General features: G+C 67.5%; 11 protein-coding genes. 5 read left to right on the top strand and 6 right to left on the bottom strand.

The genetic code is table 11. The features are described from left to right. Window position 1 precedes the first annotated feature (1 nt). The 4 genes from narH (at window position 2) to ACFWUR_RS00175 (ending at window position 4,400) form a co-directional block, all read left to right on the top strand. The gene (gene narH, locus ACFWUR_RS00190; protein ID WP_378899436.1) at window positions 2-1,687 is read left to right on the top strand and encodes a nitrate reductase subunit beta; all 1,686 of its coding nucleotides are present in this window, start codon (window positions 2-4) and stop codon (window positions 1,685-1,687) included. Then, the gene (gene narJ / locus ACFWUR_RS00185) at window positions 1,684-2,364 is read left to right on the top strand and encodes a nitrate reductase molybdenum cofactor assembly chaperone (RefSeq protein WP_378899433.1); all 681 of its coding nucleotides are present in this window, start codon (window positions 1,684-1,686) and stop codon (window positions 2,362-2,364) included. The genes narH and narJ overlap by 4 nt, the downstream gene beginning before the upstream one ends. Further along, window positions 2,361-3,116 (top strand): respiratory nitrate reductase subunit gamma, encoded by a 756-nt coding sequence (narI, locus tag ACFWUR_RS00180; RefSeq protein WP_378899430.1) that lies wholly within the window; start codon window positions 2,361-2,363, stop codon window positions 3,114-3,116. Before narJ ends, narI begins: the two co-directional genes overlap by 4 nt. A gap of 120 nt (window positions 3,117-3,236) precedes the next feature. After that, on the top strand, window positions 3,237-4,400 hold the full coding sequence (locus tag ACFWUR_RS00175) for an NADH:flavin oxidoreductase (RefSeq protein ID WP_378899427.1): 1,164 nt from the start codon (window positions 3,237-3,239) through the stop codon (window positions 4,398-4,400). Window positions 4,401-4,442: 42 nt separating this feature from the next. Here ACFWUR_RS00175 and ACFWUR_RS00170 read toward each other — a convergent pair whose 3' ends face one another. From ACFWUR_RS00170 to ACFWUR_RS00145, 6 genes are read right to left on the bottom strand one after another with little or no spacing between them, the layout of a single operon-like run. Then, window positions 4,443-4,931: a hypothetical protein gene (locus tag ACFWUR_RS00170; RefSeq protein WP_378899424.1), complete on the bottom strand. Its 489-nt coding sequence runs from the start codon at window positions 4,929-4,931 to the stop codon at window positions 4,443-4,445. Between the two features lie 28 nt (window positions 4,932-4,959). Continuing rightward, complete coding sequence (locus ACFWUR_RS00165) at window positions 4,960-6,699, bottom strand: amidohydrolase family protein (RefSeq protein WP_378899421.1); 1,740 nt, start codon at window positions 6,697-6,699, stop codon at window positions 4,960-4,962. A gap of 11 nt (window positions 6,700-6,710) precedes the next feature. After that, a complete protein-coding gene (locus tag ACFWUR_RS00160; protein ID WP_378899418.1) occupies window positions 6,711-8,363 on the bottom strand; it encodes a class I adenylate-forming enzyme family protein in 1,653 nt (550 codons plus the stop codon). A gap of 11 nt (window positions 8,364-8,374) precedes the next feature. Continuing rightward, entirely contained in the window at window positions 8,375-9,418 is a 1,044-nt protein-coding gene (locus ACFWUR_RS00155) for an NAD(P)-dependent alcohol dehydrogenase (RefSeq protein WP_378900526.1), read from the bottom strand. Between the two features lie 2 nt (window positions 9,419-9,420). After that, on the bottom strand, window positions 9,421-10,569 hold the full coding sequence (locus ACFWUR_RS00150) for a serine hydrolase domain-containing protein (protein WP_378899415.1): 1,149 nt from the start codon (window positions 10,567-10,569) through the stop codon (window positions 9,421-9,423). After that, window positions 10,569-11,939: a flavin-containing monooxygenase gene (locus tag ACFWUR_RS00145; protein WP_378899412.1), complete on the bottom strand. Its 1,371-nt coding sequence runs from the start codon at window positions 11,937-11,939 to the stop codon at window positions 10,569-10,571. The genes ACFWUR_RS00150 and ACFWUR_RS00145 overlap by 1 nt, the downstream gene beginning before the upstream one ends. 117 nt (window positions 11,940-12,056) lie before the next feature. Here ACFWUR_RS00145 and ACFWUR_RS00140 point away from each other — a divergent pair, with 117 nt between their 5' ends. After that, window positions 12,057-12,674: a TetR/AcrR family transcriptional regulator gene (locus tag ACFWUR_RS00140; RefSeq protein WP_378899409.1), complete on the top strand. Its 618-nt coding sequence runs from the start codon at window positions 12,057-12,059 to the stop codon at window positions 12,672-12,674.

Raw genomic sequence — 12,674 nt, 5'->3', positions numbered from 1 at the left:
AATGGCTCAACTTGCCATGGTCATGAACCTGGACAAGTGCATCGGCTGTCACACCTGCTCGGTGACCTGCAAGCAGGCGTGGACCAACCGTGGCGGCACCGAGTACGTCTGGTTCAACAACGTGGAAACCCGGCCGGGGCAGGGCTATCCGCGCCAGTACGAGGATCAGGAGAAGTGGAAGGGCGGCTGGACGCTCAACAAGCGCGGCAAGCTGACCCTCAAGTCCGGCTCGCGATTCAAGCGCCTGATGAACATCTTCGCCAACCCCGACCTGCCCACGGTCGCCGACTACTACGAGCCGTGGAGCTACGACTACGACAACCTGCTGTCGTCGCCGCCGATGGACACCACCCCGGTGGCGCGGCCCAAGTCGCTGATCACCGGCGAGGACACCAAGGTCACCTGGGGTGCGAACTGGGACGACGACCTGGGTTCGGGTCCCGAGCAGGTCGGCAAGGACCCCCTGCTCGGCAAGCTCGAGAGCAAGGTGAAACTGGAGTTCGAAGAGACCTTCATGTTCTACCTGCCGCGCATCTGCGAGCACTGCTTGAATCCCTCGTGCGCCGCCTCGTGCCCCTCCGGGGCGATCTACAAGCGCGAGGAAGACGGCATCGTGCTCGTCGACCAGGACAAGTGCCGTGGCTGGCGGCAGTGCATCACCGGCTGCCCGTACAAGAAGATCTACTTCAACCACAAGACGGGCAAGGCGGAGAAATGTACTTTCTGCTACCCGCGCGTGGAAGTCGGCATCCCCACCGTGTGCTCGGAGACCTGCGTCGGGCGGTTGCGCTACATCGGCGTGATGCTCTACGACGCCGATGCGGTGCTCGAAGCGGCCCAGGTGACCGATCCGCAGGACCTCTACACCTCCCAGCTCGGTGTGTTCCTCAACCCGCACGACGAGCGCGTGATCGCCGAGGCGGAGAAGGCGGGCATCTCGCCGGAGTGGATTCAAGCCGCCCAGGATTCGCCGGTCTACAAGCTGATCGTCGACTACCAGTTGGCCCTGCCGCTGCATCCGGAATACCGCACGATGCCGATGGTCTGGTACGTGCCGCCGCTGTCGCCGGTCGTGGATGTGCTCACCGAGACCGGTCACGACGGCGAGGACGCGCGCAACCTGTTCGGTGCGATCGACGCGCTGCGGATCCCGATCGAATACCTGGCCGAGCTGTTCACGGCCGGTGAGATCGGCCCGGTGCGCTCCTCGCTGCAGCGGTTGGCCGGGATGCGGGCGTTCATGCGCTCGGTGAACCTCGGCGAGGAACCCGATGCCGAGATCGCGCCGTCGATCGGTCTCGAGCCCGAGGAGATCGAGGCCATGTACCGGCTGCTGGCCATCGCCAAGTACGAGCACCGGTACGTGATCCCGATGGGCGCCACGTCCAAGGCGCACGAGCTGGATTCGCTGGCCACCGGGTGCAGTCTCGACACCGACGGCGGACCGGGTATGACCGCGTTCGATCAGGTCGTCGAGAAGTTCTCGCTCTCCGATGTCAATCAGGCCGCGCCGGAGGAGAAGTCGGGCCGGATCAACCTGCTCAACTGGGACGGGCGCAGCACCAGCGGACTCCTGCCGAGCGCGAACGGCGCAGGTAACGGCAAGACCGGCAACGGCGCCGGTAACGGCAACGGCAGCAACGGCGCTGCCGTCGCCGACTCCCCCGCGAGCGGAGTCGCGCCATGAGTCTGCTGTCGATTCGTAAACGGCCCCAACCGGTTACCGAGATGGCCGAGCACGACCGCCTCGTCGTGTGGCGGCTGGCGGCGTTGCTGCTCGACTACCCCGGCGAGCAGACCCTGGCCATGCTCGACCAATTGTCCGAAGCCGCAGCGCGATTGCCCGAAGAGGTGCAGGCACACTTCGCCGAGATATTCACCTACCTGCGCGACACCCCGGCGATCGAAGTGGCTCAGAGCTACGTCGAGACCTTCGACATGCGCCGCCGCGCCAGCCTGCACCTGACGTTCTATGCCTTCGGCGACACCCGCAAGCGCGGGATGGCCCTGCTGCGGTTCAAGCACGCCTACCGGCAGGCGGGGGTGGAACTGGGCGACGAGGAACTGCCCGACCACCTGCCGGTGCTGCTGGAGTTCGCCGCCACCATCGACCCGATCGGCGGCGAACGCCTGCTCGGCGAGCACGTGCCGGTGATGGAGCTGCTGCGACTGTCGCTGAGCGACAACAACTCTCCCTACAGCGGCGTCCTCGGCGCGGTCCTCACCACCTTGCCGCCGGTCACCACCGCCGACCGCCGTCGCATCGCCGAACTCGCCGCCCAGGGTCCGCCCGAGGAAGAGGTCGGCCTCGAGCCCTTCGCCATGGACCCCGCCCTCTTCGAAGCCACGGAAGGCCGCCGATGAACGCCACCATCCCCCTGCCGGAAGGCCTGTGGCTGATCCTGCCCTACGTCGCGGCGACGTCTTTCGTGCTGGGCCATATCTGGCGCTACCGCTTCGACCAGTTCGGCTGGACCACCCGTTCCTCGCAGATCTACGAGTCCAAGCTGCTGCAACTGGGCAGTCCGCTGTTCCACTTCGGCATGCTCGGGGTGTTCTTCGGCCATGTCATGGGTCTGCTGATTCCCGAGTCGTGGACCGCCGCGGTCGGCATCTCCGAGCACGCCTATCACCTCGTCGCGGTCGGCGCGGGCTCGATCGCCGGCCTGATGGTCGTCGCGGGCGTGGCGATCCTGTGCTACCGGCGCATCGTCATCCCCGCCGTGCGCAAGAACACCAGCCGCAACGACGTCATGATGTACACGCTGCTGACCCTGGCCCTGGTCACCGGCCTGCTCAACACCTGGGGCTCCAACCTCCTGTGGGGCACCTACAACTACCGCACCACCGTTTCCCCCTGGTTCCGCAGCCTCTTCTCCATCGACCCCGAACCGGGCCTGATGGTCGGCGTCCCCTGGACCTTCCAGCTGCACGGCCTGGCTGTGCTCGCCCTGGTGGCGGCCTGGCCGTACACCCGCCTGGTCCATATGTTCAGCGCCCCCATCGGCTACCTCACCCGCCCGTACATCGTCTACCGCCGCAAGGAAGTGGACACCAAGGACAAGACGCGGTTCTCGAAGGCATGGGACGCACCGGTCACGCCCGACCGCTGGTAATTTCGCACGCTCGTTCTCGACGCCCGCCTGTACCCGACGCAGGCGGGCGTCGTCGTTTCGGCCCACTCAGCGGGAGATCCCCCATTGCCCGCAGGACTGTAACGTGTTTCACTTTTGCGCATGAGCGATGTCCTCGCACCTGCCACTCTCGGTCCGCTCACCCTGCGTAATCGGGTGATCAAGGCGGCCACGTTCGAGGGGCGAACGCCGGACGCACTCGCCACCGACGACCTGGTGGAGTTCCACCGGGAGGTCGCCGAGGGCGGGGTGGGGATGACGACGGTCGCCTACTGCGCGGTCGCGCCCGGCGGGCGCACGGACCGGCATCAGATCTGGATGCGCGAGGAGGCGGTGCCGGGCCTGCGCCGACTCACCGACGCGGTGCACGCCGAAGGTGCGGCGGTGAGCGCGCAACTGGGACACGCCGGGCCGGTCGCCAACGCCAAGTCGAATCAGGCACCCGCGCTGGCTCCGAGCCGGATGTTCAACCCACTCGGGATGCGGTTCACGAAGGTGCCCGACGCGCTCGGGATCGCCGAGGTCGTCGCGGCGCACGCGCGAGCGGCGCGACTGGCGCGCGAGTCCGGGTTCGACGCTGTCGAGGTGCATCTCGGGCACAACTATCTGGCGAGCGCGTTCCTGAGTCCGATGCTCAACCGCCGCAAGGACGATTACGGCGGGTCGCTGGTCAATCGGGCGCGCGTGGCCAGGGAACTGGTCGAGGCCGTGCGCGACGCCGTCGGCGAGACCATGGCCGTGACAGCCAAGCTCACCATGGAAGACGGTGTACGGGGCGGCTTCTCGATCGAGGATTCCCTGCAGGTGGCGACCTGGCTCCAGGACGACGGCGCGATCGACGCCCTCGAACTCACCGCGGGCAGCTCCCTGCTGAATCCGATGGCGATCTTCCGCGGTGACGCGCCGCGCAAGAACTTCGCGAAGACACTGCCGGTGCCGACCCGGTGGGGATTCCAGCTCGTCGGCAAGGGTTTCCTGCGCGAATATCCTTACCGCCCCGCCTATCTCGCCGACAAGGCACGCCGCTTCCGCGAGGAGCTGACCCTGCCGATCATCCTGCTCGGCGGCATCACCGACCGGCCGACCGCGCAGCAGGCCATCGACGACGGCTTCGACTTCGTCGCCATGGGCCGCGCCCTGCTCCGCGAACCGGACCTGATCCGCCGCTGGCACACCGACACGAACACCCGTTCCCTGTGCACGCACTGCAACGAGTGCGTCCCGACCATCTACTCACGTACCGAGTGCGTGCTGCGCACCACCTAGCCCACCGGGCGGTCCTCCGGTGAGGGCTGTCTCGGCTCCTGGCTACGAGGCGCTACCGAGGGCTTTCCGGACAGTGTCGAACCAGGCTTGGGTGTCGACGAGGCCCTTTTCGTTGTCCTTGCGGCCGCCGACGAAGCCGAACAGATCCGCGGCGAAGCGGCTCAGGACGGTGCCCTCGTTCTCTTCCAGTTCCGCGAGAACGTCGGCGTCGTCGAGGACATAGGCGACCACGGCGACCTCACCGGCCGACCACTCGCTGCGATGGTCGGCCCAGCCGCCGCCGCGCACGGCGCGGGCCTTGGCGACCAGGTCGACGCGGAGGGCGTCGCGGTCGGCGTCGGTGGGTTGGCGGGGTGTGCCCCAGGTGATCCGTTTCGCGTCCGACATGTCCAGTCCTCTCGCTGATGTGCGGCCACCGGGTTCGGCCGACCGCCGCCCGGTCATCAGGTGAGCGTCGCAGATCGGGGCGCGGTCGTCGCGCACCGGGTTGCGGTGCGCGACGAGTCGGCAGCGAGCGTATTCGGATGTCACATCGGGCACCGAGGACCCGGCGACCGTCCTATCCGGCGCGCAGGAACGCCCCCACTCGTTCGGTGCCGAGCGCGGGATCGGCTCGGCCCTCGCCGAAGACATAGCGGCCGTTGACGAAGACCGCGGTGACGGTCTCGTCGTTGCGGTTGACCATCCGCGAGAGGTTGCCGAACACCGCGATCGGGTCCTCGGCGTAGGCGTCGAGGGTTTCGTCGAGATGAGCGGGGTCGATCACGACGGCGTCGGCGCGGTCACCCACGCGCAGATGCCCGGCGTCGAGGCCGTACCAGTCGGCGAGTTCGCCGGTGAGCCGGTGTACCGCGTGCTCCACGGTCATGAACGGCTTCTCGGTGGTCGCGGCGTCGTTGACCCGGCGGAGCAGGCGCAGGCCGAAGTTGTAGAAGGCCATGTTACGCAGATGCGCGCCCGCGTCGGAGAAGCCGAGCTGGACCGACGGATCGGCGGCCAGGACGTCGGCCACCTCGGGGCGGTGGTTGGAAATGGTGGTGCGCCAGCGCAATTTGTCGCCGTGCTCGACGACGAGATCGAGGAACGCGTCGACCGGGTGCAGGCCGCCGCGGTCGACGCCCACCTCACCGAAGGTCTTGCCGATGACGGTCTCGTCGGGGCATTCGACGATATCGGCGTCGAAGAAGTCGCGGTGCCACGCGCGGGGGCCGTACTTGTTGTCGTAGTCCTTGCGGAACGCGCGGCGGTACTGCTCGTCCTGCATGAGGTGGCGCTGCTCGTCGATGTGATCGGCCAGGTGCAAAGCCGCCGCACCGGAACCGAACTCCTCGAACACCGGCAGCGAGATGCCGTCGGAGTACACCTCGAACGGCACCGGCAGATGCTGCCAGCGGAAGTTGCCGTCGAGGCCGTTGATGATCTTGCCTACGGCGGGGAACATCTTGGACGCGCCGGGCACCGCCTTCACATCCGCCGCCGACAGCAGGCTCACCTTGAGCGGGTCGCGCCACAGGCCGATGCTCGACACCGCCATCGACACCAGGCTCTTGGGGTTGGCGATGTCGGGGCCGCCCTGCAACGCGCGACCACGCGTGCGCAGGATCGTGTTGAGCCGGTGTCGCTCCTTGCTCTTGGCATAGGTGGACGGCAGCGTCCGCGACCGGCAGGTTTGCCCGTCGAGCTTGTCGAAAAGCAGCTGCTGCGAAGACATTCCGACGAAACCGGCGTCGAGCGCGTCGACGAGCATGCGCTCGATCTCGGCCAGCTCTTGCTTGGACGGCTTCACTTCTTTGCGCGTGGAGCGGTCCAGACCCATGACCGCCGAACGGATATCGGAGTGACCGATGAAACCGGCCAGGTTCGGGCCGAGCGGCAACTGTTCGAGCGCGTCGATGTATTCGCTCGCGGTATTCCAGGTCTTGACCTCGTTCATCGCGCCCACCACGTACTGCCGCGGGATGGCCTCGACCCGGCCGAAGAGGTCACCGGCGGTCTCACCGTCGACGTGCACGGTCGAGAGCGAACACGAACCCAGCAGCACGGTGGTGATGCCGTGGCGCACCGATTCCGACAGCGACGGGTCGAGCAGGACCTCCACGTCGTAGTGGGTGTGGATATCGATCATGCCGGGCACGACCCACTTGCCGGTCGCGTCGACGACTCGGGAGCAGCCGGTCTCGTCGAGCGGGGTCGCCGAGATCTCGGCGACCTTGCCATCGGTGAAGCCGAGGTGACGGATCGCGGACGGGGCACCGGTGCCGTCGAACCAACGGGCACCTTTGATGATGGTGTCGAACATTTCTGACCCCTTCAGATCGCGAGCTCGCGCCTGGTGACTTTACCGGTCGCGTTGCGCGGCAGCGCGTCCGAAGTGATCCGCCAGCGGGCGGGAACCTTGAAATAGGCGAGGCGGTCGGCCAGGTAGGCGCGCAGTTCCTCGGGGTCCACCGCCCCCGGTTCGGCGACCACGACGGCCGCCACTTCCTGGCCGAGATCGGGGTGGCTCACGCCGAAGACCGCGCACTCGCTGACGGCCGGGTGTTCGACGAGCACGTTCTCGATCTCGGTGGGGTACACGTTCTCGCCGCCGCGCAGGATCAGGTCGGTGCGCCGGCCCGACACGGTGAGTCTGCCCTCGCGCATCGTGCCGAAATCGCCGGAGCGCAACCACCTTCGGCTGTCGATCGACGCCGCGGTGGCGGCCTCGTCGTTCCAATAGCCGAGCATCACGTAGGGGCTGCGGATACAGATCTCGCCCTCTTCGCCGTCGCCGACCGCGTTACCGTCGGCGTCGCGAATCTCCACCGCCACCCCGACGATCGGTCTGCCGACCGAGGCGTCGTCGGCGGCCAGGTCGAGCGGGGTGGCCACCGTCGCGGCCGTGCCGCTCTCGGTGAGCCCGTAGCTGGTGGTGAGCGAGAACTGCAGGTCCGCGACCTTCTCCCGCAGACTGGCGAGCAAGGCGGGTGAGGACGGTGCGGAGTTCAGCGACAGCGCGGTCAGTGACGACAGATCGTGCTGGGCCACATCGTGATCCAACAGTCGCGACGCCATCGTCGGGACCGCGGCCCAATTGGTGACCTTCTCGCGCTCGACCAGGTTCAGTACCCGGCCGACGTCGAAGGCGCCGTGCGGGAACACCGCTGCCGCACCGGTGAGCAGTCGCGGGACGACGAGGTTGTGCAGGCTGGCGATGTGGAACAGCGGCGCGGTGACCAGGTAGCGGCGATCACTCGGTGCGTCGCTGGGCTCCTGGCCCAGGAAGGCGGCGAGCATGGCATCGGTGAACCGGTGATAGTCGCTGATCGCCACCATGTTTCGCTGCGAATGGACTACGCCCTTGGGCCTGCCGCTGGTGCCGCTGGTGTAGAGGACGACCGCCGGATCGTCTTCGCCGAGCGGCGTGCTGGGGATCTCGCCGCCGCCGAACTCGGCGATCAAGGCGGGCAGGTCCTCGTCCATGGTCACGATGGGAATATCGGTCCCCGTGTCCGCGAGCAGGGCCGCCCTCTTCGCGTCGGCGATGACCACGGTCGGTGTGGTGTGCTCCAAACCGTAGGCGATCTCCTGAGGAGCCCACCAGGCGTTGTAGCCGACCGGGATCGCACCGAGGCACTGCGCGGCCCAGAACGCGATCACCCAGTCCGGGCCGTTGGCGGCCGAAATGCCGACGCGGTCGCCCTTGCCCACGCCGTACCTGGCGGCCAGCCCGGTGGCCACCGCGCCCGCTGCCGCCGCGTGCTCGGCAAAGGAGATCCGGCGGTCCTCGGTGACGAGGTAGTCGCGCTCGCCCCATTTCAGTGAGTGCTCGAGCAGCTCGCGCAAACTGGCGCGGCGCTGCGCGAACACCGGAATCGGCACGCCGAGAACGGGTTCGACCGTCATCTCGAACGGCGCGCCTGCGGCGGTGAGGCCCGCGGCGACCTTGGCCACGAATTCCTGCGGGTCTACTGCGTTGGTCATGTTCTTCTCCATCAAGGAATGAGGACGGCGCGGCCGCGAATCGCGCCGGTGTCGAGTCGGTCGAAGGCGGTGCGGGCGTCGACCAGGTCGAACTGCTCGACGGTGGCGCGGACCTTGCCCGCGGCGGCGAGCGCCACCACGTCGACGAGGTCGGCTCTGGTGCCGCCGTAGGACTTTCGAACGGTGGCACCCCACGGCAGGCCGGGTCCTCCGGCCGGTCCCGAGTCGATGCCGGGGACGCCCCCGGCGAGGCCGACCATCCGATAGGCGCCGTTCGGGGCCACCGTGTGTACGGCGAGAGTGGCGGTGGAGTCGGAACCGACGAAATCGAACACCGCCTGCGCCCCGCGTCCACCGGTGAGATCCAAGAGGGCGGCCGCGGTGTTCTCGTCGGCCTTCAAGACGATGTCGGCGCCGCATTCGGTGGCCAGCGCGAGCTTGTCGGCGTCCACGTCGACCGCGATCACCGTCGCCTCGGTGAGAGTCTTCAACAGTTGGACCGCGACGTGGCCGAGTCCGCCGATGCCGATGGCGACCGCGGTGGCGCCGGGCCACAGTTGATCCATGGCGCCACGGATAGCGTGCATCGGCGTCAGCGCCGCGTCGGCCAGGGGTGCGGCGTGGGCGAAGTCCAGTTCGTCGGCGATCGGCACGAACGACCGCATCGGGATGCGGACGTACTCGGCCATGCCGCCGTCGGGGCCGAGGCCAGGGCAGGGCGGCATCGCGGTGCGACCGGCGGCCAGGCACACGTTCTCGTTGCCCCGTGCGCACTCCCGGCATTCGCCGCACGACCAGCACAGGTACACGATGCCCCGCTCACCGACGCCGCGCCCGGCCACGGCCGAGCCGACCGCCTCGATCGTGCCCGCGATCTCGTGGCCCAACGTGAGCGGCTGCTCGCTGATCGGAAACGGCAGGCCGAGCACGAACGAATCCGAATGGCAGATCCCGGCCGCGCCGACCCGTAGCAGCAGGTCGTCGGGTCCGAGTTCCGGCACGGGCACCGAGCGCAACTCGAGGGTGCCCGGCGCCGTCAGCTGTATCGCACGCATGGTCATCGGGCGACTCCAACCGCGTCGAAGGTGGCCTTCAGGTAGCTGTCGCACCGATCGGAACCGATCAACCCCGTGGCCATCCGATTCATGGTGTAGGCGAAGGTGACTCGGTGATCGAGGTCGTTGACCACCATCGAACCGCCGTACCCCGCCCACCAGCACACCCGCCCGTCGGGAATATGCGGGAACGTCTCCGGTCGGGGCAGCCCGTAGCCGATCCCGAAGCGCAGCGGGGCCAGCAGCGCCAGGTCGATGCCGTCGGCCTGCTCGCGGAAGATCAGCTCGATCGTCGCGGGTGAGAGGAACCGCTTGCCGCTCAGCTCGCCGCCGTTGGCGATCAGCGACTGGATCCGGGCCACCGAGCGGGCGTTGCCGTGCCCGTTGGTGCCGCCGATCTCGGCCGCGCGCCACGCCGGGGTCGCGGTTTCGGAGACCTCCAGCCAGGGGCTGGTGAGCGTCTTGATCAGCACACTGTCCTGATCGAGGGTCGACAGGTCGAAATCCGGCATCTGCGGCGGGACCAGGGTGGCGATCCGGTCGGCGTGCTCGGGGCCGGTGCCGATGTGGAAATCAGCGCCGAGGGGCCCGGCCAGTTCGTCGGCGAAGAAGCGCCCGAGCGAGCGGCCGGTGACGCGGCGCACCAGTTCGCCGATGAGATGGCCGTAGTTGATGGCGTGATAGCCCGAGGCGGTGCCGGGCTCCCACCAGGGCGCCTGCGTCGCCAGCCGGGCGGCGGCGGCCTCGGTGTCGTAGATGTCGGCCAGTTCGATCGGCTTGTCCCATCCCGAGACCCCCGAGGTGTGCGAGAGCAGATGGCGGACTTCGATGTCGGCCTTGCCGTTGGCCGCGAATTCCGGCCAATAGTGGGCCACCCGCTGATCCACGTCGAGTTCGCCGCGGTCGACCAGCAACAGAGCGCACAGCGCCGTCATCGTCTTGGTCACCGAGAAGACGTTGACCAAGGTGTCGGCGCCCCACCCGGTGGTCTGTTCCGGATCGGCGTAGCCACCCCAGAGGTCGAGGACCGGATCACCGTCGACGGTGACGCACAGGGCGGCCCCCAGTTCGGCGCCGGAGGCGAGTTGTTCATCGAATGCCGCACGCACACCGGCGAATTCGTCACGGCAGAAACCGGAGCAAGCACCCATCACGCCACCTCGGCCGTCACCCGAGCGGGCACCGGCAGGCTGTTGCCCGCCGACGCGGCACGTTTCGCGCCGCGCTCGAGCTCCTTGGTCATCGAGCGCACATACGGCTCGAATTCGGTCTGGATGGTGTGGCGGGGCGAATCGTAATAGCGCCCACTGCGTTTGGTCTCCTGCGCACCGAGCACCTCGTCGATCTGGGCGCGTGGGGGCAGGTGGTAGCGCCCGGTCAGATAGGCGACGACCAGCTTGCTCTGCTGCTCGGCGAAGTTGACCAGCGTCGGCATCGGCTGCGCGAGACCGAGATAGAACAGATTGTCCACGCCGGGCTTCATCATCATCTGGAACAGGGGCAAGCGGTTGGCCGCGTCGGGGATCAGCTGTGCGTCGGTGAAGAACGGGAAACTGATGTGGTAGCCGGTGGCACACACGATCACATCGACCTGTTCGCTGCTGCCATCAGCGAAATGCACTGTTTTGCCGTCCAATCGGGTGATCGCGGGCTTGCACTCCACGTCACCGCAGCCTGCCCGGTGCAGGAACTCCTCGCTCGCCGACGGATGCGCCTCGAACGGCTCGTGGTCGGGTGTCGGCAGCCCGTAGGTCGACATCTCGCCTCGGTTCTTGCGAACGAAGCGCTGCTTGAGCTTGAGCGCGATCCTGTCGGGGATCCACGCCGGCATCGACGCGCGGTCGCCCACTCGGCCGTTCACGTACTTGGGCAGCACCCACACGCCGCGCCGGGCGGAGACGAACAGCTTCGAGGCGAGGAAGCGCTGCGACAACTCCGAGGCGATGTCGAGGCCCGAGTTACCCATGCCGACCACCACCACCCGCTTGCCGCGCATGTCGATCGGGTCGAACGGATCGTTGTAGGCGTGGCTGTGCATGAGCACGCCGTCGAATTCGCCCGGGTAGTCGGGGAATCGAGGGTTCCAGTGGTGCCCGTTGCAGACGATCAGGGCGTCGTAGATCTCGGTCTCGCCCGTCGCCGTGGTGACCCGCCACAGCCCCGCGTCGTCACGCTCGGCGGCGGTGACCAGGCTGTTGAACCGGATCCGGTCCCGCAGCCCGAAGTGATCGACGTAGTCCTTGAAGTACTGCAGCAATTGGGAGTGGTGGGGGAAGTGCGGCCAATCCGCCGGTGCCGGGAAGTCCTCGAATTGCAGGCGGTACTTCGAGGTGTCGATGTGCAGGCTCTGATAGCAGGCCGACATGCCGTTGGGGTTCTTGAAGTACCAGTTGCCACCGACCTCGTCGGACGCTTCATAGCAGTCGAACGGAATCCCGTTCTCGGCCAGCCTTTTGGCGACGGTGATCCCCGACGGTCCGGCGCCGATGACGCACACCTTGGGTAATTGACCTGTATCCATGCACAACTCCTCCAGCGGCCTCGGTCATCGACGACCGTGCCGGGTGACGTGGACCACAGGATAGCGGCTCACTGGACATCATGTCCAGTGAATGAGCGGATCGTCTAAGATGAGCCGATGACGACCGAACCCGCCCGCCGTGGATCGTTACGCGAGGAACAGAAGCGCCTGACGAAGGCCAGGATCGTCGAGACCGCGCGCACTCTTTTCGAGACGCAGGGCTACTCCGATGTCCGCGTCGACGACATCGCCGCCGCCGTCGGCTGCAGCCGGGCGACCTTCTACCTGCACTTCGCGAGCAAAGGCGAGGTCCTGCGGGCCATCGCGCAGGAAGGCACCCTCGCCAGCGTCCGCGACTTCTACGCCGACCTCGACCGGGTGCTCACCATCGGATCCCGGGAGTCGTTCGCGGACTGGATGTCTCGCGCGATCGACTGGTTCTTCACCAACAAGGACATGCTCCCGGCCTGGGACGAGGCCACCGCACTGGAACCGGAATTCCGTGCGGTGGCGCGCGAGGGCATCATGACCCTGGCCGACTCCATGCCCGCCTACCTCGCCCGCTGGCCCGCATCCCGCCGCGACGAGGCCCGGCTGCGGATCGAACTGCTCGTGGCCCAGCTCGAGCGCTTCTTCACCCGCTGGGCGATGCAGGGCACCATCGATGTCTCGGCCGCACAGGCCGCGGCGGTGCTCACCGATGTCTGGTTTCCCGCCCTCCAACCGCCGGACTGA

This window comes from Nocardia sp. NPDC058633, from assembly GCF_042717045.1.
GTDB lineage: Bacteria > Actinomycetota > Actinomycetes > Mycobacteriales > Mycobacteriaceae > Nocardia.
Note: the sequence above shows the minus strand (reverse complement) of the source record. Positions and strands in the feature narration are given on the sequence as shown.

Coding starts and splice junctions, on each gene's coding strand:
- ACFWUR_RS00145 (WP_378899412.1), bottom strand. CDS start 11,939: ATGGATACAGGTCAATTACCCAAGGTGTGCGTCATCGGCGCCGGACCG.
- ACFWUR_RS00150 (WP_378899415.1), bottom strand. CDS start 10,569: ATGGGTGCTTGCTCCGGTTTCTGCCGTGACGAATTCGCCGGTGTGCGT.
- ACFWUR_RS00155 (WP_378900526.1), bottom strand. CDS start 9,418: ATGCGTGCGATACAGCTGACGGCGCCGGGCACCCTCGAGTTGCGCTCG.
- ACFWUR_RS00175 (WP_378899427.1), top strand. CDS start 3,237: ATGAGCGATGTCCTCGCACCTGCCACTCTCGGTCCGCTCACCCTGCGT.
- ACFWUR_RS00160 (WP_378899418.1), bottom strand. CDS start 8,363: ATGACCAACGCAGTAGACCCGCAGGAATTCGTGGCCAAGGTCGCCGCG.
- narJ (WP_378899433.1), top strand. CDS start 1,684: ATGAGTCTGCTGTCGATTCGTAAACGGCCCCAACCGGTTACCGAGATG.
- ACFWUR_RS00165 (WP_378899421.1), bottom strand. CDS start 6,699: ATGTTCGACACCATCATCAAAGGTGCCCGTTGGTTCGACGGCACCGGT.
- ACFWUR_RS00140 (WP_378899409.1), top strand. CDS start 12,057: ATGACGACCGAACCCGCCCGCCGTGGATCGTTACGCGAGGAACAGAAG.
- narI (WP_378899430.1), top strand. CDS start 2,361: ATGAACGCCACCATCCCCCTGCCGGAAGGCCTGTGGCTGATCCTGCCC.
- narH (WP_378899436.1), top strand. CDS start 2: ATGGCTCAACTTGCCATGGTCATGAACCTGGACAAGTGCATCGGCTGT.